Origin of the sequence: Spongiactinospora rosea (genome assembly GCF_003315795.1) — a bacterium.
Lineage (GTDB): Bacteria > Actinomycetota > Actinomycetes > Streptosporangiales > Streptosporangiaceae > Spongiactinospora > Spongiactinospora rosea.
The window spans coordinates 683,916-704,455 of record NZ_QMEY01000001.1; the positions used below are offsets into that span (position 1 = coordinate 683,916).

18 protein-coding genes and 1 pseudogene are annotated in these 20,540 nt (G+C 70.7%); 10 read left to right on the forward strand and 9 right to left on the reverse strand.

Annotation, left to right across the window (positions count from 1 at the left end; all coding sequences use genetic code 11):
- Positions 1-44 precede the first annotated feature (44 nt).
- Complete coding sequence (locus DP939_RS03550) at positions 45-1,148, forward strand: acyltransferase family protein (RefSeq protein ID WP_113978776.1); 1,104 nt, start codon at positions 45-47, stop codon at positions 1,146-1,148.
- Here DP939_RS03550 and DP939_RS03555 read toward each other — a convergent pair.
- The 9 genes from DP939_RS03555 to DP939_RS03590 form a co-directional block, all read right to left on the reverse strand.
- Positions 1,138-2,196 (reverse strand): GNAT family N-acetyltransferase, encoded by a 1,059-nt coding sequence (locus DP939_RS03555; RefSeq protein ID WP_199564910.1) that lies wholly within the window; start codon positions 2,194-2,196, stop codon positions 1,138-1,140. The two genes, DP939_RS03550 and DP939_RS03555, sit on opposite strands and share 11 nt — an antisense overlap.
- A gap of 34 nt (positions 2,197-2,230) precedes the next feature.
- Positions 2,231-3,175 (reverse strand): glycosyltransferase family 2 protein, encoded by a 945-nt coding sequence (locus DP939_RS03560; RefSeq protein ID WP_113978781.1) that lies wholly within the window; start codon positions 3,173-3,175, stop codon positions 2,231-2,233.
- Between the two features lie 11 nt (positions 3,176-3,186).
- Positions 3,187-3,855, reverse strand: coding sequence for a polysaccharide deacetylase family protein (locus DP939_RS03565; RefSeq protein ID WP_113978784.1), 669 nt, complete (start codon positions 3,853-3,855; stop codon positions 3,187-3,189).
- Positions 3,856-3,918: 63 nt separating this feature from the next.
- A complete protein-coding gene (locus tag DP939_RS03570; protein WP_113978786.1) occupies positions 3,919-4,863 on the reverse strand; it encodes an NAD-dependent epimerase/dehydratase family protein in 945 nt (314 codons plus the stop codon).
- 267 nt (positions 4,864-5,130) lie between these two features.
- Positions 5,131-5,934, reverse strand: a complete 804-nt coding sequence (thiD, locus tag DP939_RS03575) for a bifunctional hydroxymethylpyrimidine kinase/phosphomethylpyrimidine kinase (protein ID WP_113978789.1) — start codon at positions 5,932-5,934, stop codon at positions 5,131-5,133.
- 33 nt (positions 5,935-5,967) lie between these two features.
- On the reverse strand, positions 5,968-6,948 hold the full coding sequence (locus DP939_RS03580) for a 2-oxoacid:ferredoxin oxidoreductase subunit beta (protein ID WP_199564956.1): 981 nt from the start codon (positions 6,946-6,948) through the stop codon (positions 5,968-5,970).
- A 58-nt stretch (positions 6,949-7,006) separates the two neighbouring features.
- Positions 7,007-8,854 carry a 2-oxoacid:acceptor oxidoreductase subunit alpha gene (locus DP939_RS03585; protein WP_113978793.1) on the reverse strand — a complete coding sequence of 616 codons (1,848 nt, stop codon included), beginning with the start codon at positions 8,852-8,854 and terminating at the stop codon, positions 7,007-7,009.
- Between the two features lie 296 nt (positions 8,855-9,150).
- On the reverse strand, positions 9,151-9,246 hold the full coding sequence (locus DP939_RS49220) for a putative leader peptide (protein WP_404828571.1): 96 nt from the start codon (positions 9,244-9,246) through the stop codon (positions 9,151-9,153).
- 145 nt (positions 9,247-9,391) lie between these two features.
- Entirely contained in the window at positions 9,392-10,912 is a 1,521-nt protein-coding gene (locus tag DP939_RS03590) for a polysaccharide deacetylase family protein (protein ID WP_158578449.1), read from the reverse strand.
- Between the two features lie 210 nt (positions 10,913-11,122).
- Between DP939_RS03590 and DP939_RS03595 the strand changes: the two genes are divergently transcribed.
- The 9 genes and pseudogenes from DP939_RS03595 (at position 11,123) to DP939_RS03635 (ending at position 20,158) form a co-directional block, all read left to right on the forward strand.
- Positions 11,123-11,494 carry an NADH-quinone oxidoreductase subunit A gene (locus DP939_RS03595; protein ID WP_113978799.1) on the forward strand — a complete coding sequence of 124 codons (372 nt, stop codon included), beginning with the start codon at positions 11,123-11,125 and terminating at the stop codon, positions 11,492-11,494.
- A gap of 28 nt (positions 11,495-11,522) precedes the next feature.
- On the forward strand, positions 11,523-12,074 hold the full coding sequence (locus DP939_RS03600) for an NADH-quinone oxidoreductase subunit B (RefSeq protein WP_318656261.1): 552 nt from the start codon (positions 11,523-11,525) through the stop codon (positions 12,072-12,074).
- Positions 12,071-12,622, forward strand: coding sequence for an NADH-quinone oxidoreductase subunit C (locus DP939_RS03605; RefSeq protein WP_113978801.1), 552 nt, complete (start codon positions 12,071-12,073; stop codon positions 12,620-12,622). Before DP939_RS03600 ends, DP939_RS03605 begins: the two co-directional genes overlap by 4 nt.
- Positions 12,615-13,568, forward strand: a complete 954-nt coding sequence (nuoH, locus tag DP939_RS03610; protein WP_113978804.1) for an NADH-quinone oxidoreductase subunit NuoH — start codon at positions 12,615-12,617, stop codon at positions 13,566-13,568. Before DP939_RS03605 ends, nuoH begins: the two co-directional genes overlap by 8 nt.
- 81 nt (positions 13,569-13,649) lie before the next feature.
- Positions 13,650-14,819, forward strand: a complete 1,170-nt coding sequence (locus DP939_RS47545) for a 4Fe-4S binding protein (RefSeq protein ID WP_225878026.1) — start codon at positions 13,650-13,652, stop codon at positions 14,817-14,819.
- Positions 14,819-15,355, forward strand: coding sequence for an NADH-quinone oxidoreductase subunit J family protein (locus DP939_RS03620; protein ID WP_113978806.1), 537 nt, complete (start codon positions 14,819-14,821; stop codon positions 15,353-15,355). Before DP939_RS47545 ends, DP939_RS03620 begins: the two co-directional genes overlap by 1 nt.
- Positions 15,355-15,636: pseudogene (gene nuoK / locus DP939_RS03625) on the forward strand (NADH-quinone oxidoreductase subunit NuoK); the annotation flags it as partial. The gene DP939_RS03620 and the pseudogene nuoK, both read left to right, overlap by 1 nt.
- Before the next feature lie 689 nt (positions 15,637-16,325).
- Positions 16,326-18,380, forward strand: coding sequence for an NADH-quinone oxidoreductase subunit 5 family protein (locus tag DP939_RS03630; RefSeq protein WP_113979487.1), 2,055 nt, complete (start codon positions 16,326-16,328; stop codon positions 18,378-18,380).
- Complete coding sequence (locus DP939_RS03635; RefSeq protein WP_113978808.1) at positions 18,377-20,158, forward strand: complex I subunit 4 family protein; 1,782 nt, start codon at positions 18,377-18,379, stop codon at positions 20,156-20,158. Before DP939_RS03630 ends, DP939_RS03635 begins: the two co-directional genes overlap by 4 nt.
- Positions 20,159-20,540 lie beyond the last annotated feature (382 nt).

A 20,540-nucleotide genomic window follows, 5' to 3' on the forward strand; every position in this document is an offset into this window, starting at 1 on the left:
TCGGCTCCCCATTCGTGCTGGACGTTCATCGTATTGAGGGTCTGATGGCAGAGGGTCGTAGCGGATCACCGCAGGTGACGGGCGTCGTTTCGGCGCGGCAGCCGCCGGTCAGGCTGCCATCATTGACCGGATTGCGGTGGTTTGCCGCATTTGCAGTGTTCGGTTTTCACATACGGAACATCGGGCTTACCGACGAACCGGTCATCGCCCGCCTGCTCTCCGTCTTATTCGGGCCGGGTTCATCGGGCGTCCCGTTCTTCTTCATCCTCTCCGGGATGGTCCTCACATGGTCGGCGCGCGGCGGAATGCCGGCCACCGCCTTCTGGCGCCGCCGCGCCGCCCGCATCCTGCCCAACCATGTGATCACCTGGGTCGGCGCGCTCGCGCTGCTGTACGTCGCGGGCGAGGCGGTCGCCCCCGGCCCCGCGCTCAGCGGCCTCTTCCTCACCCAGGCGTGGGTCCCGGACGAGGGCTACTACTTCGCGGCCAACACCCCCGCCTGGTCACTGTCGTGCGAGCTGGCCTTCTACGCCGCGTTCCCGCTGCTGCTGCCCGTGGTCCGGCGCATACCGAAGAACCGGCTGTGGGCGGCGGCGGCCCTTCTGCTCGCCGGGGTATGGCTGGTGCCGCTGGCCACGCTGGCGCTGCCCACAGAGCCGGGATACTGGTTCGTCTGGATCTTCCCGATCCCGCGCGCGCTGGAGTTCGCGCTCGGCATGACCATCGCGCTGATGGTGCAGGAAGGCCGCTGGCGTGGTCCCGGGCTGCTGGTGTCCGGCGCGCTGGTGGTGGCGGCCTACTTCACGGTCCCCTACGTCTGGCCCGCCTGGAGCTGGGTGGCCTGGATGGCCGGGCCGTACGCGGTGCTGATCGCCGCGGCGGCGACCTCCGACGTGCGCGGCAGCAGGTCGCCGCTGCGCGCGCGGTCACTGGTCTGGCTGGGTGAGGTGTCGTTCGCCTTCTACCTGGTGCACGCGACCGTCATCCGGGTCGTCGCCCGGCTCGCCGGGGAGCACCTGCCGACGTCCGCCGCGGTGGCGATCATGCTGGCCACGCTGGTGCTCGCGGTCGCCACGGCGTGGGCGCTCTACCGGCTGGTGGAGCGCCCGCTCGAACGACGGCTGGGCAGGCCCCGCCTCACCGGCTGATGGACCGCAGGGAGCGCATCGCCCGCCGCAGCGCCGGGGCGAGCGGCGAGCGCTTCACCGCGGCCCGCACCGCGAGGCCCGCCCGGCGTACCAGGCGGCCGGTCGCGCCCCTGGTCACCATGCCCTGGCTCACGGTGTACTCGCCGGTCTTGGCCCGGCGCTTGTAGTCGTCCTCGCCGCGCCCGAGGTCGATGCGGGTCAGCCCCAGCTCCGGAGCGGCGGCCAGGATCTCGCGCAGCAGGATCCAGCCCGGCGACAGGTTGCCGAAGGCCGGGTCGTAGACCGGGAACCACCAGTGCAGCACGCCGTCCGAACGCATCCCGAAGTGCGCGGCCAGCAGGTGCGGCCCGGCGTGGACCGTGGACAGCATCCCGGAGAAGCCCGGGTCGCCGGTGTGCAGCAGCCGGGTCATCAGCTCGCGGCGGCCCGGCATCGCGAAGTAGTCACGGACTCCGGTCGCGGCGTACATCTCGCGCTTGCGCTCGATCACCCGCGCCAGGGACTCCTCGTCCACCGACCGCGCCTCGAAGCGGACCTGCCCGAGTTCGCGCCCGGCCTTGTTGGTGCCCCGCCGGGCCTCGGCCATCTTGTCCTTGCCGCTGCGCGAGGCCCGGCTCAGGTAGCCGTCGAGCCCGCCGGTCGCGTCGACGTACGGGGAGACCATCCGCGACTCCACCCACGGCTCGAACTCCTCCAGCCCGGCGAGCCCGTCGCGCAGGTGGTCGAAGGCGTACTGCCGCACGCCGCCGGTCAGCAGCGCGGCGAGCGGGAACGCGAAGCCCGGCTCGGCGATCGGGCCCTGGAAGTCGGCGGCGGGCCAGCCCATCGGCCGGATCAGGGAACGTTCCCGGTGGTAGGGCAGCAGCCCGCGGACCCGCCCGGTCGCGTCGCGGCCGACCGCCACCAGCACCTCGTTGCCGGTGGCGTGGACGGCGGCGGCGAACCCCGGATGGAAACAGGGACTGTCGAGCCTGGGGTCGGCGGCCCGGATCGAGTGCCAGGCGTCCAGCTCCTCGGCCCCCAGAACGTCGTAGCGGACCGTTCGCACGGTGGTCAGGGTCATACTCCCGTCTGGGCCATTGCTAGGGCATACGGACGCGTGAGGGCCGCAGCAGCGCCGCGACGGAGGCCCGGGCGGTGGGCCGGCCCGCCACGGCCCGCAGCGACTCGCCCAGGATCACCGCCAGGTAGTAGGGCACCGCGGGCAGCGCCCCCCGCCGCCTGCGGAACAGCCGGACCTTGTTGACCACCAGCAGCGCGGCCAGCCTCGGGCTGGTCCCGGACTCGCCGCCGATGTGCTCGACCACCGCCGACGGCTCGTACCAGAGCGTCCAGCCCTTGTCGGCGGCGCGCAGGGCGTACTCGGTCTCCTCGCTGTAGAGGAAGAACGACTCGTCCCACGGGCCGATCTCGCGCAGCGCCCGGACCGACATCATCATCGCCGCGCCGGTCGCCCACGGCCACACCGCGCCCTCCGGCCCGTCGTAGTCGCGCGGGTCGGTGGACATCTCGCCGAGTGTGCCGATCCGGCCCGCCCACCCGCCGCCCATCAGCCCGGTGGCCAGCGCCCTGAAGATCGCGGGCGTGCGGTGCAGCGAGGGTTGCAGCGAGCCGTCCGGGTTGACCAGCTTGGGGGCGGTGATCCCGCGCCCGGCCGGGCCGAGGGCCTGGGCCAGCGTGGTCACCGTGCCGGGACGCACCCGGCAGTCGGGGTTGAGCACCATCACTGCGTCGAGCGCTTCGAGATCCAGCGCCGCCACTCCGGCGTTGATCGCGGCGGCGTAGCCGGCGTTCCTGCCGACCTGCACGACGCGGACCGGCAGACCGTCACCGGCCGCGCGCTCGGCGATGGCCACCGAGTCGTCGGCGGAGGCGTTGTCGGCGACCACCACGCTGGTGAGCCGCGCGTCCCTGGCCCCGGCCGGCAGTGACTCCAGGCAGGCGCCGATGACGGCGGCGCTGTTGTAGGTCACGATGACCACGGCGATCCGCGGACCCTCGGGGCCCGCTGTGACATGCTCGGACATGGCCTCCTCCCTCAGCCTCGTAACCGTTTGAAGGCGCGCGCCGCGGTCCCGCGGGCGCGGCCGTACACCGATGGGGTGCCGTTGAGCACCCGGTCGAGCCAGTCCTGGTCGAGGTCGGGGCCGATGCTCGTGCGGGTCTGGAGCCACGTTCCGGGCCTGGCCCGCCCGCCGTCGCTGGTGTAGGCGCGGGTGATCCTCGACTCGCGCATCCTGCGCAGCACATGGCGGTCATAGGAGCCGAACGGGATGGCCACCCGCGACACCGGGTGCCCCACCAGACCGGCCAGCACCCGCCCGGCCTCGATCATCTCCCGCTCGACGTCCTCCACGCTCAGCAGCCGCCAGTCGCGGTGCGCCCAGCCGTGCGACCCGATCCGCATCCCGGCCGCGGTCAGCTCGCGCACGCCGTCCGCGTCGACCCTGCCCGGCTCGCCGAGCAGCCCCGCGCACACGAAGAACTCCGCGGTCAGCCCGCGTTCGAGCAGCCTGGGCAGGGCGATCTCGACGTCGGAGGCGTTGCCGTCATCGAAGGTGATCCGCACGTCGCCGCGGCCCACGGCCGCGTCGAGCATGCGCTCGAACTGCTCCACCTCGACCCAGACCTCATCCTCCCCGGGATCCAGCTCGCGGACGACGGGACCGATTCCGTGCACAGTGACATTGACGATCGAACCCGCCATTTCCCCACCCTCGCATCCCCGGCTCACCGTCATATCGGGATGTCCGGCGTCCGGTGTTACACGTCATTCGGCGGCGGGCGGCTCGGATCTGGAACGGTCCGCGTACCACGCCACGGTGGCGCGCAGCCCGTCCGTCAGCGGCGTGGCCGGACGCCAGCCGAGCACCTCGGCGGCGGCGCCCACATCGGCGATCTGGGGGTTGTCCAGCGGGCGGTCCGGCCGCGCGCCGAACCTCGGCTGCCCCGCCCCGCCGACGATCCGGGTGATCCGCTCGACGGTCTCCTTGATCGAGACCCGGTGGCCGGAGCCGATGTCGAAGACCTGCCCGGCGGCCTTCTCCGCGGACGCCGCCGCGAGGAACGCCTCCACCACGTCGTCCACGTAGACCCAGTCGATCATCCGGGTGCCACTGGACAGCTCGGGGTCGCGGCCCTGGAGCAGCGCCCTGGTGACGTACGGCACCAGCCGCCGCGGCTCGTCCTTGCCCGGTCCGTAGACCATGGCCACCCGGAGCACGGTCACCGGGACGTCCCACAGTCCGTGGAACATCCGCGCGTAGCCGGTCGCGGCCCACTTGGCCGCCGCGTACGGCGAACACGGCACCGCGTCGCCCTCCCGGGCCTCCTCCACGGACCCCGCGAGGATCACCTTGGTCCCCGTCCCGGCCCCGGCGACGGCGGACATCAAATTGACCGCGGCGCCCAGGTTGGCGTGCAGCGTGGGCAGCACCGCGTTGTGGTCCCGGGTGCCGGTGACCTCGCTGGCCAGGTGGAAGAGCACGTCGGGGCGCGCGGCCCTGATCAGGTTGCCCGCGGCCTCCGGATCGGTGAGGTCGGCGGTGTGCCAGACCTCTCCCGCCGCCTGCGCCTGCGGTCTGCGGCTCACAGCGTGTACCTCGGCGTCCAGAGCCACCAGCCTGGCGACCAGCCGGTCACCGATGAAGCCGGTGGCGCCGGTGACGAGCGCCCGCTTGCCGTACCAGTCCCATGGTCCCTCGGCAGGGGCCATCCGGATCCTCCTCACGGATTCGGCATCGGCGAACGCACTCACATTAGTCGGGAGCTTGCGGCGACGGAACAGGAATCAGCGCGAATTCGGATCTATAGATTTATTTGGCGAGGTCAGCGGCGATGTAGTGGCCTGATCCGGACGTCCTGCGATCGTTTCTGCGGAGGCTCGGCGAGATCATCGAAATTCCACGTCCGAAATCAGATAATGCGTGGAATTCCTTCTCAGATATGAAACCTTTTCAGGTCGCCAGACGGCGATTCAGGTCTACCAGATCGCGTGGAAATGGTGGACCGGACCGCGGCCGTGCCCGACCCCGAGCGTGTCGGCCGCGCGCAGCGCGCCGGTCAGGTAGTCCTTCGCCGCGCGGACGGCGTCCGGCCACCCCTCGTGGCGCGGACGCAGCGCCGCGATCGCCGACGACAGCGTGCAGCCGGTGCCGTGCGTGTTGCGGGTCGGCACCCGCGGCGCGGTCATCTCGATCTCCTCCTCGCCGGTCAGCAGGAGGTCCACGCACTCCTCGCCGTCGAGGTGGCCGCCCTTGAGCAGCACCCGCCGCACGCCCAGGCCGAGCAGCCGCCGGGCCTGGTCGCGCATCTCGTCGAGGGTCTTGGCCTCCGGCTCGCCGAGCAGGTCGGCGGCCTCGGGCAGGTTGGGGGTGATCAGGTCGGCCAGCGGCAGCAGCTCCTCGCGCAGCGAGGACACCGCCTCCGCGGCCAGCAGCCGGTCGCCGCTCTTGGCGACCATCACCGGGTCGAGCACGACGTACGGCGGGCGGTAGGCCCGCAGCGCCGAGGCGACCGCCCGGGTGACCCGGGCGTCGCTCAGCATGCCGATCTTCACGGCGTCCGCGGGGACGTCGGTCAGCAGCGTGTCGAGCTGCTGGGTGACGAACTCCGCGGGCACCTCATGGATGGCGCGCACGCCGGTGGTGGTCTGCGCGACGAGCGCGGTCACCACCGTCATGCCGTACGCGCCGAGCGCGGAGAACGCCTTCAGGTCGGCCTGGATGCCCGCGCCGCCGCTCGGGTCGGTGCCGGCGATGGACAGCACCTTGGGAATGCCGGTCACGGGTATCCTCCTTCGCCAGCCCGGTCGCGCTCGCTAGCCGATCCGCCAGGTGTCTCCGCCGTGCAGCAGCCTGTGCAGGTCGCCCTGCCCGCCGGCCTGCGCCTGCTCCAGCTGCTCGCTCATGAGCTGGTCGTAGGACGGCCGGTCCACGCTGCGGAAGACCCCGATCGGGACGTGCTCGAAGGCCGGCTCGTCCAGCCTGGACAGCGCGAACGCCACCGACGGGTCGGGGTGGTGGGCGTCGTGGACCAGGATCTCCGACTCCGGCACCGAGGAGCGCGCAACGACCTCCAGGCCGCCGCCGGGCGCGCGGCGCACCGCCTTGGACGCGCTCGCGATCGGCTGCCCGTGCTCCAGGCGCACCGTGATGTCGTCGCGCAGGTCAGGGTCCTTGAGCTGCTCGAAGGCGTTGTCGTTGTAGATGTTGCAGTTCTGGTAGATCTCCACCAGCGAGGTGCCGCGGTGGCTCGCCGCCTCGCGCAGCACCGAGTGCAGGTGCTTGCGGTCGGAGTCGATGGTCCGCGCCACGAACGACGCCTCCGCGCCGATGGCCAGCGAGATCGGGTTGAACGGCTTGTCCAGCGACCCCATCGGCGTCGACTTGGTGATCTTGCCGACCTCCGAGGTCGGGCTGTACTGGCCCTTGGTCAGCCCGTAGATCCTGTTGTTGAACAGCAGGATGTTGAGGTTGATGTTGCGGCGCAGCGCGTGGATCAGGTGGTTGCCGCCGATGGACAGCGCGTCGCCGTCACCGGTGATCACCCACACGCTGAGGTCGGGCCGGGAGGCGGCCAGGCCGGTGGCGATCGCGGGCGCGCGGCCGTGGATCGAGTGGAACCCGTAGGTGTTCATGTAGTACGGGAAGCGGGAGGAGCACCCGATGCCCGAGACGAACACCATGTTCTCGCGCCGCAGCCCGAGCTCCGGCACGAAGCTCTGCACGGCGGCCAGGATGGCGTAGTCACCGCAGCCGGGGCACCAGCGGACCTCCTGGTCGGACTTGTAGTCCTTCATGCTCTGCTTGGCGTCGGTCCGGGGCACCAGCGCCAGCCCGCGGCCGTTGAGGGTGGTCTCACTCACTGTCGATCACGTCCTGGATCACTCCCGCCAGCTCCTCCGCCTTGAACGGCAGGCCGCGCACTCGGTTGTAGCTGATGACATCGACCAGGAACCGGGCGCGCAGCAGCAGCGCGAGCTGGCCGAGGTTGATCTCCGGCAGGAGCACCTTGTCGTAGGACTTCAGGACCTCGCCGGTGTTCTTGGGCAGCGGATTGAGGTGCCGCAGGTGCGCCTGGGCGACCTTGCCGCCCGCCCGGCGTACCCGGCGGGCCGCCGCCGCGATCGGGCCGTACGTCGAGCCCCAGCCGAGCACCAGCACCCGGGCGTCGCCGTCCGGGTCGTCGACTTCGAGGTCGGGTACGTCGATCCCGTCGATCTTCGACTGGCGCAGCCGGACCATCGTGTCGTGGTTGTTCGGATCGTAGGAGATGTTGCCCGTGACGTCGGCCTTCTCGATGCCGCCGATGCGGTGCTCAAGGCCCGCGGTGCCGGGCACCGCCCACGGCCGGGCCAGCGTCCGCGGGTCGCGCTTGAAGGGGTGGAAGGTCTCGCCGTCGTCGTCGTTGGGCGCGGCCGCGAACCCAGGGGTGATCACCGGCAGCGCGGAGACCTCGGGGATCCGCCACGGCTCGGAGCCGTTGGCCAGGTAGCCGTCGGACAGCAGGATCACCGGCGTGCGGTACGTCACCGCGATCCGGGCCGCCTCGATGGCCGCGTGGAAGCAGTCGCTCGGGGTGGCGGCGGCCACGATCGGCACCGGCGACTCGCCGTTCCTGCCGAACATCGCCATCAGCAGGTCGGCCTGCTCGGTCTTGGTCGGCATGCCGGTGCTCGGGCCCGCGCGCTGTACGTCGACCAGGATGAGCGGCAGCTCGGTGGTGACCGCGAGGCCCACCGTCTCGCCCTTCAGCACCACGCCGGGGCCGCTGGTCGTGGTGACGCCGAGCGCCCCGCCGAACGACGCGCCGAGCGCGGCGCCCACACCGGCGATCTCGTCTTCGGCCTGGAAGGTGCGGACCCCGAAGTTCTTGTGCCGGGACAGCTCGTGCAGGATGTCGGAGGCCGGCGTGATCGGGTAGGACCCGAGGAAGAGCGGCAGCCCCGACTGCACCGAGGCGGCGACCAGCCCGTACGCGAGCGCCTGGTTGCCGGAGATGTTGCGGTAGACGCCCGATTCGAGCTTGGCCGGCTTGACCTCGTAGGACACCGAGAACGACTCGGTGGTCTCGCCGTAGTTCCAGCCCGCCTGGAAGGCCGCGATGTTGGCCTTGGCGATCACCGGCTTCTTGGCGAACTTGGTCTCCAGGAACTGGATGGTCGCCTCGGTCGGCCGGTGGTACAGCCAGGACAGCAGGCCGAGCGCGAACATGTTCTTCGCCCGCTCGGCGTCCTTCTTGGACATGTCGAAGCCGTCGAGCGCGCCGACCGTCAGGGACGTGAGCGGCACGGCGTGCACCCGCCACTCGGCCAGCGAGTCGTCGTCGAGCGGGCTCGCCGCGTAACCGACCTTGGCCAGGTTGCGCTTGGTGAACTCGTCGGTGTTGACGATGATGTCGGCGCCCTTGGGCAGATCGCCCAGGTTGGCCTTGAGCGCCGCGGGGTTCATCGCGACGAGGACGTTGGGGGCGTCGCCGGGGGTGAGGATGTCGTGGTCGGCGAAGTGGAGTTGGAAGCTGGAGACTCCGGGCAGCGTGCCTGCGGGGGCGCGGATCTCGGCCGGGAAGTTGGGCAGCGTGGACAGGTCGTTGCCGAACTCCGCGGTCTCGGCGGTGAATCGGTCGCCCGTCAACTGCATGCCGTCGCCCGAGTCACCGGCGAACCGGATGATCACGCGGTCGAGTTGCTGAACCTGCTTGGTCACAGCTCAGTCCTCCTCGACGCGCAGGGGCGCCGCTGGTTGTGGCATCTCTTTCGGCTCCATGCTAGGTCCCTTGGGATGGCGCGTATCTCGTTCGCGTACCACTCCCGGAGGAGTGTGACGCACGTCGCAGATTCTCCGGGCCCGCTGACCCGGGGCTGGCCGGCGGAACTTTCGTGCTCCGGGCGCGTGGCGAGGGGCGGACCCCGGGGGCGTCCCGCTCGGGCGTGGCGCGTGACGGGACAGGGCCGTCGGTGCGCCTGGTGCGGATCGTGGCGGACTTTGTGTCGCCGCCGCCGTCACGACCGCGGAAAGTAGCCGCGACACAGCCCCGACGCGAGCCGGCACAGGTCCACGTGCAGGCGAGCGAAAAGGACGGTTCGGGTCACGAGCACTAACTATATGACCCCTGTGGTGATGGGCCGCGACGGGTCCCGTACCTTGCCGTACGCCATCGGCCGCCCACACCCCGTTATGCTTCTGTAATTCCCCCGTTATACCGACCGGTGCCCCCTGTATAGGACGTTGTGGCTTTTGGCACTAATGGATAGCGCTCATGGTGCTATGGGTGGTGCGGCGGGTGCCGCTCATGCCGGGCTCCGTGCCTGGTGACACGGTCCTGCCCGCATAGTAAGTCTGTCCCGGTTCCATGGCATCCAGTCCGTCCAATTCCGGCACGGTGACGAAGACGTACCCCTGCTTTCCGAGTTCGGTGAGAACGCCGGGCAGGGCGTCAAGTGTCGGCCGGTAGACGTCGTGCATGAGGATGATCGCCCCGGGAGCGGCCCCGTCGATCGCGCGGCGCTCGATCGCCCGGCTGTCCCGCTCGACCAGGTCGCGCGTATCGACGTTCCACTTCACCACGCTCAGCCCCAGCTTCTCGGCCACCCTGCTCACCTCCGGGCCCATCGACCCGTACGGCGGGCGCATCAGCGTGGGCACCTGCCCGGCCACCGACGCCACCGCGCTCTGGGTGCGGCTGAGCTGCTCCGAGAGCGTCGGAGTGCCGAGCGAACTGAGGTTGCGGTGAGACCAGGAGTGGTTCGCGACCAGATGGCCGTCGTCCCGCATCCGCCGCAGCGACCCCGGCTGGGCCGCGGCGTTGGCGCCCAGCGCGAAGAACGTGGCCCTGGCCCCGTGCCGGGCCAGTACGTCCAGCACGTCGTCGGTGTAGCGGCCCGGTCCGTCGTTGAAGGTCAGCGCGACGCACTTGACGCGGGTGCAGTCCACCGAGCCATGCTCGTTGCTGAACGCCTTGGGCGGCGCCTCGGCGAACGCCCGCATCGGCGGCCCGTCCCAGGCCCTCCTGGGCGCCTCCTCGGTCGCCAGCCGGGCGTGCCTGCCCGCCGTGGACAGCAGCGGGTCGGCCTCCTCGCGCGGTACCGCGACGGCCACCCGGCCCAGCCAGACGGGTCCGACCTGGCCGTCGTCGAACTCCACGACCAGGTCCCCGTGCCGGTTGAAGGCGATCGAGTCGAACATTGCCTCCGTCGGGGCGATGGCCCGCACATTGACCTGCGGGGAGCGCGGGGCGAGCCGCCGCTTGACCATCCCGGCGAGGGTGGACAGCGCCTCGCGGTCGCGGAGCAGCCCGGCCGAGCCGAGCGGGCGCTTGCCGGATTGGTGGTACCAGAGGGTGCGGGTGGAGTTGCGCCAGTTCAGGCCGCCGTACTCCCCGGACCGCAGCCGCACGCCGACCATGTCGGAGGACAGGGCGGTGATCTGCCACTCCACATTGAACTCCCGCGTCGGGCCGGTCTCCTCGCGTTCGCCGGTGAACGCGCGGACCTGCCGGGTCACCTCCTCGCGGAGCCGGTCCGTCAGGGCGGGGGCCTCGGGCAGGCTCGGGTAGGTGACGTGGATCCGGGTGCCGGTGGTGCCGCTGATCGTGCGGGTGTCGATGCCGTCCACGCGGGCGGGGTCGACGAACTCCATCATCGTGGGGTCCGAGGGCAGGGGGGCCTTGGCGGGGTCGGCGGCGGGGGAGACGTCCATGGCACCGCAACCGGTGGCGATTGCGGTGATGAGCGCGACTCCTCCGGCCAGTCGGACGGTGCGCATGGAGGTGAGGCTAGGGAGCCGATCGGGCGAATTGTGGTGACTTGTCATGAATTGGTGGGAAGCGGGGGGATGCTTTTACGCGACGTTCCCGGACCATGGCCGGCCCTGCCCGCGCCTTCGGGCGGTCTTCTGGCAGGGCCTGGCAGGGTCTTTTAGCACGGTCTTCTGGCACGGCTGGGAAAGACCCGGCGGCGGAGTTACGATCGCCGCATGGGCGGATACTTCGGCTCCTACGCGCTGGTGGTCGTGCTCTTCGCGATCGGCGCGGTCGTCGTCGCCGGCGCCCTGTTCGCCAACCGGATGCTCCGCCCCAGCCGTCCCACCCCTGAGAAACTGACCTCCTACGAGTGCGGTGTCGATCCCGTGGGGGAGGGCTGGGCACAGTCGCAGGTCCGGTACTACGTCTTCACGTACCTTTATGTGGTGTTCGCGGTCGATGCCGTCTTCCTGTTCCCGTGGGCTACCGTCTACGCCGAGCCCGGCTTCGGGATGACGACACTGGTGGAGATGTTCCTCTTCCTGGGATTCATCGCGCTCGGCATCCTCTACACGTGGCGCAAGCGCGTGCTCGCCTGGACCTGACCCGGGCGGGCCGCACGGAAGGAGAACGATGGCCAAGGCGGACCTGCCGATGCCCACCCCGATGCCCACTGTGGGCCCGGTGTCGCGGCTCGCCCCCAAACCCATGCGGTTCATCCTCAACTGGGGGCGGCGCTACTCGCTGTGGGTGTTCAACTTCGGGCTGGCCTGCTGCGCGATCGAGTTCATCGCGACCTCGATGAGCAGGCATGACTTCATCAGGTTCGGGGTGATCCCGTTCGCCAACGGCCCCAGGCAGGCCGACCTGATGATCGTCGCGGGCACGGTGACCGACAAGATGGCCCCCGCCGTCAAGCGGCTCTACGAGCAGATGCCCGACCCGAAGTACGTGATCTCCTTCGGCGCGTGCTCCAACTCCGGCGGCCCCTACTGGGACTCCTACGCCGTCACCAACGGCGTCGACCAGATCATCCCGGTCGACGTCTACGTGCCCGGCTGCCCGCCGCGCCCCGAGGCGCTGCTGCACGGCATCATAAAGCTCCAGGAACAGATCGCCGGCGAGACACTGAGCGACCGGTACGTCTGGTCGCGGCCCCACCAGGACGGGGAGGCCGGCTCATGACCGGCGACCCCGCCCGCGCCCTCGCCGACCGGTTCGGCGAGCGCGTCCAGGCCACCGAGTCCTTCGGCGAGGTCACCGCCGACGTGCCCGCCGAGCTGTGGCCCGACCTGCTCACCTTCGCCCGCGACGAACTCGGCTGCGAGTTCTTCGACTGGCTGACCGGCGTGGACGACCCGCCTGAGGCGTTCTCCGTGGTCGCGCACGTCTACGCCCCCACAGGACGTACGCACCTGCTGGCCCGCACCTCCGTGCCCCGCGCCGACCCCCGGCTGCCCAGCGTGACCGGCGTCTACCGGGGCGCGAACTGGCACGAACGCGAGACCTTCGAGATGTTCGGCGTGATCTTCGAGGGGCACCCCCACCTGGTGCCGCTGCTGCTCCCCGACGGCTTCGAGGGCCACCCGCTGCGCAAGGACTTCGTCCTGGCCGCCCGCGTCGCCAAGGCGTGGCCGGGGGCCAAGGAGCCCGGCGAGTCCGACCATGCCTCGCCGAGCCGGCGCAAGACCCTTCCTCCCGGCGTTCCCCCCGATTGGGGTCGCGATGGCTGAAGTGCTCGACGTCCTGGTCCGGATCGCGTGCGTCGTCGTCGCGTTCCTGCTGCTACCGCTGATCGTGGGCCAGGCCGAGCACAAGGTCATGGCGCACATGCAGGCCCGTCTCGGCCCGATGTACGCGGGCGGCTTCCACGGCTGGGCCCAGTTGATCGCCGACGGCGTGAAGTTCATGCAGAAGGAGGACGTGATCCCGCGGGCCGCCGACCGCCCGGTCTTCGCCCTCGCCCCCGGCGTCTCGCTCGTGCCCTACCTGGTGGTGATGGCCGCCATCCCGATCGGCCCCGGCCTGGTCGCCGCCGACCTCGACGTCGGGCTGTTCTTCGTGCTCGCCGTCATGGGCATCGGCGTACTCGGCTCGATCATGGCCGGGTGGTCTTCGGGCAACAAGTACTCCCTGCTCGGCGGCATGCGCTCGGCGGCCCAGCTCATGTCCTACGAACTCCCCCTGGTGCTCGCCGCCTCCTCCGTCGCGATGGCCGCGGGCACGCTGTCCCTGTCCGGCATCGTGGACGCCTGGCAGTGGTGGTGGCTGCCCTGGCAGGCGGCGGGCGGCGTGGTCTTCTTCATCGCCGGGCTGGCGGAGCTGCGCCGCCCGCCGTTCGACATGCCCATCGCCGAATCCGAACTGATCATGGGCCACATGACGGAGTACACCGGCATGCGGTTCGCGTTGTTCATGCTGGCCGAGTACGTCGGCATCGTGGTCCTGTCCGCCCTCACGGCCGTGCTGTTCCTGGGCGGCTGGCACGGGCCGCTGCTGCCGGGGCCGGTGTGGATGCTGGTGAAGGTGGCGCTGCTGTCGTTCGTGGTGATCTGGCTGCGGGTCAGCTACCCGCGCCTGCGCGAGGACCAGTTGCAGCGACTGGCCTGGATCGGCCTGGTCCCGGTCGCGCTCGGTCAGCTCGCGCTCACCGGTCTGGTCAAAGTCCTCATCGTGTGACGGTCAAGATTTCCGGGGAAATCATGCGGACGGGTGCTGTGGCATTCACCTTCGCGGCAAGGTGCGCCATGATGTTGAGTCGTGGCGCACATACCGGGAGTAGGACTGGCCAAAGGGCTGTCGGTCACGCTGCGGCACATGCTGAGCAGGTCGGTCACTCAGCAGTATCCCGAGGTGAAGCCCGACCTGCCGGCCCGCAGCCGGGGCGTGATCGCGCTCGTCGAGGAGAACTGCACGGTCTGCATGCTCTGCGCCCGTGAGTGTCCCGACTGGTGCATCTACATCGACTCGCACAAGGAGACGCTGCCCGCCCCGGAGGGCGGCCGTCCCAGGGCCCGCAACGTCCTCGACCGCTTCGCGATCGACTTCTCGCTGTGCATGTACTGCGGGATCTGCATCGAGGTGTGCCCGTTCGACGCGCTGTTCTGGTCGCCGGAGTTCGAGTACGCCGGCCACGACCTCGGCGACCTCCTCCACGAGAAGGACCGCCTCCGCGACTGGATGGACACCGTCCCCCCACCTCCTCCCCACGACCCCAGCGCCGACCCTCCCAAGGAACTGGCCGCCACCTCCCGCCCCCAGCGCCCCAAACCACCGACCACCGGCAAGGCGCCCACCCCTTCGTCCCCCACCCCCCAACCGGCCCCTGAAGCCGCGCACCCCACGCCAGGTCGTTCCCCCGCCGTCTCCGGCACGCAGCCGCCCTCGCCCTCCGCTCAGCGGACTCCCGGCGCCACTCAGCCGCCCCCTGAAGCCGCGCCCCCCGAGCCGGGGACCACCCCCGCAGTGACCCCGCCTCCTCCGCCCACCGCCGGGCCGCCCCTGGCTCCCCCTCAGCCGCTCCCCGAATCCGCGGAGCCCGAGCCAGGCCGCCCCACCGAGGAAGGCGCCTCACCGAGGGCCCCCAGAGAGACGAGGCCGACGCGGCGCGCGTCCAGTACGACCGGCCACGCCGCCGTACGCGCCATCCGCCCACCCGGAGCGCTGCCCAAGCGCCCCGCCCCCGAACCACCACCCCCGCCCCCCACCGGAGGACCACCGCCCGCCAGCGGAGACGAGTCCTTAACCGCTGATCCCCCCGCCCGCCCGCCAGAAGGCGGCGAGATATCCACAGGCGGAACCGCCGCTTCGCGGTCATCCACAGAATCCGATTCGGGTGACACGAGCGGCCGGGACGAGCGGCAAACTCCTTCGCAAAGGCCGGATCGGCCACCGGATCAAACCGGCGGGCGAGACTCCAAGGAGGAGTGATGACCGGGGCAGTGCCGTCCTACCTGTCGCCGACCGGGCAAGAGATCGTCTTCTTGCTCCTGGGCGCGGTGACCGTGGGGTCGGCACTGCTCGTCGTGACGACGCGGCAACTCGTGCACGCCGCCCTCTGGCTGGTCGTCTGCTTCGGCGCCCTGGCCGGTTGCTACCTGGTGCTCACCGCCGAGTTCGTCGCGTGGGTCCAGGTCCTCATCTACGTAGGGGCGGTCGTGGCGCTCCTGCTGTTCGGCATCATGCTCACCCGGGCACCGATCGGCCGATCGGCCGACCTCGACAGCGGCAACCGCGTGGTCGCCGCCATCGTCGCCCTCGCCACCGCCGCCGTGCTGGTGACCGTCGTGATCGACGGCTTCCGCACCGCCTACGCCGACCTGACGCCCGGCAGGGGAGCGGCCTCCGAGGTCGGCAGCAGCCTCTTCCGCAACTGGGTGCTGCCCTTCGAAGCGCTCTCCGTGCTCCTGCTGGCCGCCCTGATCGGCGCGATCGTGCTCTCACGCACGGATATCAGGGGGCGCTGATGCACATCGTCTACCCGGCCGTCGTGTCCGCCCTGCTGTTCTCCGTAGGCGTCTACGGCGTGCTCGCCCGCCGCAACACCGTCCTGGTCCTGATGTCGGTCGAGCTCATGCTCAACGCGGTCAACCTCAACCTGGTCGCCTTCGACGTATGGCTCAAAGACCGCCTGCACGGCGGACAGGTGCTCACGCTGTTCGTCATCGTGATCGCCGCCGCTGAACTCGGCGTCGGCCTCGCCATCGTCCTCGCCCTGTACCGCAACCGCCGCACAGTCGAACTCGACACCCTCCGCCACCTCGCCGACCCCGGCATGGAGTCCCCACCTTCCCCTAACGGCTCCACCCCCACATCCCCCTCGGCCACTCCATCCCCGATCCCCCCACCCGCCCTCACGCTGGCCTCACCCTCCCCTCGCGCGACAGCTCCCGCCCCCACAACGGCCCCACACTCCCCGCCACTTTCAGCCCCTCCCACTGCGTCGGCGCCATCGGCAACCCCGGCGCTCACAAAAGAACCATCCGCCTCCCCGCCTCCAAAGCCCTCCGCCCCCACCCAGCCACCACACCCTGAACTGCCTTCGGACACCCCCGCCTCGGGCACTCCATCAGCAGTTCCCTCGCCCATCCCCAAACCTCCGGGCGCTCCTGCCTCGGGGGCCACGGCCTACCCCATTGCCGCACCGCAGTCCAAACCGCCTCCGGACGCTCCCGCCCCGGGCGCTACCTCGCCGGTTCCTCCGCCCACCCCTACAACGGGACAGCCCTCCGCGCCGCCCCCAAGTACTGCCGCACCCAGCGGGCCGGAGGTGGCCGAGGCTGAGGCCCTTGGGCAGGCCCGGAGTGGCGGCAGCGCCGGGGATGTCGGCCAGGTCGAGACGGTCGCCACGCCCAGAGGTACCGCCCAAGGCGACGAGAAAGACACAGGAGACCAGGCCGAAGGCAGGGCCGATGAGGAGGCGGAGCCGTGATCGTGATGTCCGCCGCCGTGGCGACACTGTTGCCATTCCTGGCATCGATCGCCGGTCTACTTGGATCACGCCGCCCACGCCTACGTCGTCGCCTGCCGGGCGCAGCCCCGCGCACGACCGCAGCTCACCCACCGGGCGCGACAGCGGGCACGACCGTAGCCCACCTGCCGGGCGCTACCGAGCCACGCCGACCGGCCGGCGACCATACCCGAGGACAGGCCGCCGCCCACGCAGACGCCGACCAGACTCAGACCCAGCCCCAGCCCCAGCCCGCCGCACGCCGTGCAGCCGTCATCGCCATCGCGCCCACCGCTCTCTCCACAGCACTGGCGGTCTGGATCGCCTACGCCTGGTGGGCCGCATGGGGGCTCACGCCGTCCGAAGGCCGTTCGCAGGCAGGCACCCTGACGGTCATCGACACCGGCTCGCTGCCCATCACGGTCGGCCTGGAGGTGACCGCCCTGTCGGTCGTGGTCGGCCTGCTGGTGACCATCGTGGCCCTCGCCGTCCAGATCTACTCCGTCGGCTACCTGGCCGGCGACCCGCGCTACCCCTCCTACAGCGCCTTCATCAGCCTCTTCACCAGCGCCATGCTGCTGGTGATCTACGCGGGAGACCTGCTGCTCCTCTACGTCGGCTGGGAGGTCATGGGCCTGTGCTCCTACCTGCTCATCGGGCACTGGTGGGAAGACCGCGCCAACTCCCGCGCCGCAATCAAGGCGTTCCTGGTCACCCGCCTCGGTGACGTGGGGTTCCTGTTCGGCCTGTTCACCCTCGGAGTCGGCGCGGGCAGTTTCCGGATCTCCGACGTACTCGCCGCAGTCCCTCAGATGTCCCCGGCCACCCTCCTCACCGGCACGATGCTGCTCCTCGCAGGTGTCGCAGGCAAGAGCGCCCAGCTTCCGCTGCACACCTGGCTGCCCGACGCGATGGCGGGCCCGACGCCGATCAGCGCGCTGATCCACGCGGCCACGATGGTCGCGGCCGGCATCTTCCTGGTGGCCAGGCTCTTCCCGGTCTTCGGGGCCGCCGGGCCGACGCTCGACGTCCTGGCCGTCATGGCCGCCCTGGGCATGCTCGCGGCCGCGCTGGCCGCGCTCGCCCAAGACGACCTCAAGCGGGTCCTCGCCTACTCCACCATCAGCCAGCTCGCGTACATGGCCGCGGCCCTGGCCGCCCGGGACGAGACCGTGGCGATCTTCCATCTGCTGACCCACGGGGCATTCAAGGCGCTGCTGTTCCTGTGCGCGGGCGCGGTGATCCACGCCGTCGGGTCCAACCTCATGCGCGACATGGGCGGCCTCCGCCGTACGATGCCGGTCACCTTCGTGACCATGACGATCGGCTTCGCCGCGCTGATGGGCCTGCCGCCGACGAGCGGCTTCTTCAGCAAGGACGCCGTGGTCGTCGCGGTCGAACGAGCAGGCGCGGACGGCCTGCTGACCGACGCGGCCGGCTGGCTGCTCCACGCGTGTACGCTCGCGACGGTGGCCGTGACCGGCGCGTACGCGACCCGGGCGTGGCTGCGCACTTTCTTCGGCGAAGCGCGCGTCGTCGCTCTGCCCGAGCCCGCGCCCGGCACCGCGCACGTCTTCACCGGCCGGGAAGCGCCGCGGTCCATGCTGCTGCCGATCACCGTGCTCGCGGTCCCGGCACTGCTGATCGGGCTGGTGGGCCTGGGCGGGGTCCACTGGGGGCCGGCCGCGATCACCGTCGCCCTTGCCCTGCTCGGCGCGGCCGTCACCTACGCCGTGTGGCGCGCCGATCCGGTGGCCGACCCGGCGCGGCTGCTCGGGCCGTTCCAGGTGGCCTGCGAGCGCGCGTTCGGGATCGACCGCTTGTACCGGGCGCTGTTCGTCTGGCCGGTACTGAGGCTATCCCGGGCGGTCGTCGCGACCGACGCGGGCGTGGTCGACGGCGCGGTACGCGGCTCAGGCAGGGCCGCGGTCGGGATGTCCGGTCTGCTGAGGTTCGTCCAAAACGGCAATGCCCAGCTTTACCTGAGCGGTGTGCTGGCGGGCGTCCTGCTCATCGCGGTGGGGGCGGTGATGCTCGGATGAACTGGCTGCCCATCGCCATCCTCGCGGTTCCGCTGCTCGGGGCGCTCGCCGCGCTCGCCGGGCGTAACGGCCCGGGATCCGCACGAGTGCTGCGGTGGCATTCACTCGCCGTCTCGGCGGTCACGTTCGTACTGACCGTGCTGCTGGCCGCCACCTTCGACCACGGCGACGCCGCCCGCATGCAGTTCGTCACCGACCTGCCCTGGATCCCCGGGCTCGCCATCCACTTCCACCTGGGCGTCGATGGCATCTCACTGCCGCTCGTCGTCCTGACCTCGCTGCTCACCCTGCTCTGCTTCGTCTACCTGGCCGGTACCGGAAGCCCGCGCCCGCGCGCCCTCGTCTTCGCCCTGCTGTTGCTCGAAGTCGGCATGCTCGGTACGTTCCTGGCGCTCGACCTGCTGCTGTTCTTCGTGTTCTTCGAGGTCGTGCTGATCCCGATGTACTTCGTGATCGCCATCTGGGGCGGCCAGGGCCGCCGCGCCGCGGCGGTCAAGTTCATCCTGTACACCCTGCTCGGCTCGGTGATCCTGCTACTCGGCCTGCTGCTGGTCTGGGCGCAGACCGGCACCCTGGACATGGTCGCGCTGGCCCGCACCCCCGGGGCCGGCATGACGCGGGCGGCCCAGGTGCTCGCGTTCGTCGCGATCGGCCTCGGGCTCGCGGTGAAGACCCCGATGTGGCCCCTGCACACCTGGCTCCCCGACGCGCACACCGAGGCCCCCACCGTCGGCTCGGTCCTGCTGGCGGGCGTACTGCTGAAGATGGGCACATACGGCTTCGCCCGCATCGCGATCCCGATCCTGCCCGAGGGCGCGGCGGCCGTCGCGCCGTGGCTGGGCGCGTTCGCGGTGGTCGGCATCATCTACGGGGCCCTGGCCTGCCTGGCCCAGCGCGACCTGAAACGCATGATCGCCTACTCCTCTGTCGGCCACATGGGTTTCGTCCTGCTCGGCTTCGCCACCCTCACACCGGTGGGCATCAACGCGGCTCTGTTCGGCAACATCGCCCACGGCCTGATCACCGGCCTGCTGTTCTTCCTCGCGGGCGCGATCAAGGACCGCTACGGCACGGCCGATATGCCTTCCATGGGCGGCGGCATGCTCACCCGCATCCCCCGCCTCGGGGCCCTGCTCACCTTCGCCTGCATCGCCTCCCTCGGCATCCCCGGCCTCGCCGGCTTCTGGGGCGAAATGCTCGCCCTCCTCGGCGCCTTCACCCCCGGCCCGGGCCTGCCTCGCCCGCTCTACCTGGTCTTCATGGCCCTGGGCGGCATCGGAGCGGTCCTCACCGCCGCCTACTTCCTGATCATGCTCTCCCGCACCACCCACGGCCCCACCACCGCCCTGGCGACATCCGCGCCCGACTCCGCCGACACCGCCACCCTGCCTGTAGCCGGTGCCTCGGCCGAGACGGTCGCTTTCGCCGGTGTCTCGTCACCGGTCCAGGGTTCGGCGTCGACTTCCTCGGATCCTCCGCTGATCGGCACGGTCGAGGCAGGACCTGGTGCGGTTGCGCCGCCGTCTTCGCCCGGTACGGCCGTCCCCCCAGACCCCGCTGCGTCCGCGCCTGGGTGGGATGTGGGCGAGGGGAGCGGGGCCGGTTCTGCGGATAGCGGAGGCTTGCCGGAGGCAGGAGGTTCAATGCCGGACGTCCGCGGCTTCGAACTGGCCGCATGGGTTCCACTGATCGCCCTGATCGTGCTGCTCGGCCTATGGCCGAAGGCCCTCCTCCTGCTCACCACACCCGCCGTCCAGGCCATCCTGGGAACGCCATGAAAGAGCAGGCCCGCACCCTGACCCGGGCAGTACACCTCCGACAGCTCCCTCTGCATCGTGCGTCTTTGCTTTTCCCGCTTACCAGGCTGGAGGGGCCGTGGAAGGGCAAGCCGTGGTCTTCGCTGCGGCGGTACGCCGCGCCCGCCATGCCCCGTCCGAGCAGGTCTACCACGTTGGAGGGGCTGTGAGAGAGCCAGTCTGTGGTCTCCACCGCCCGGCAGCCCCGGCAGTACGCCTCCGGCAGCCCACCCTGCTTCGTGCGGCTGTGCTCTTCCTGCTTACCACGCTGGAAGGGCAGGCCGTGGTCTTCGCTGCGGTGGTACGCCGTGCCCGATGTGGCCCGTCCGGACACGGCCGCCACGTTGGAAGGATTGTGAGACCC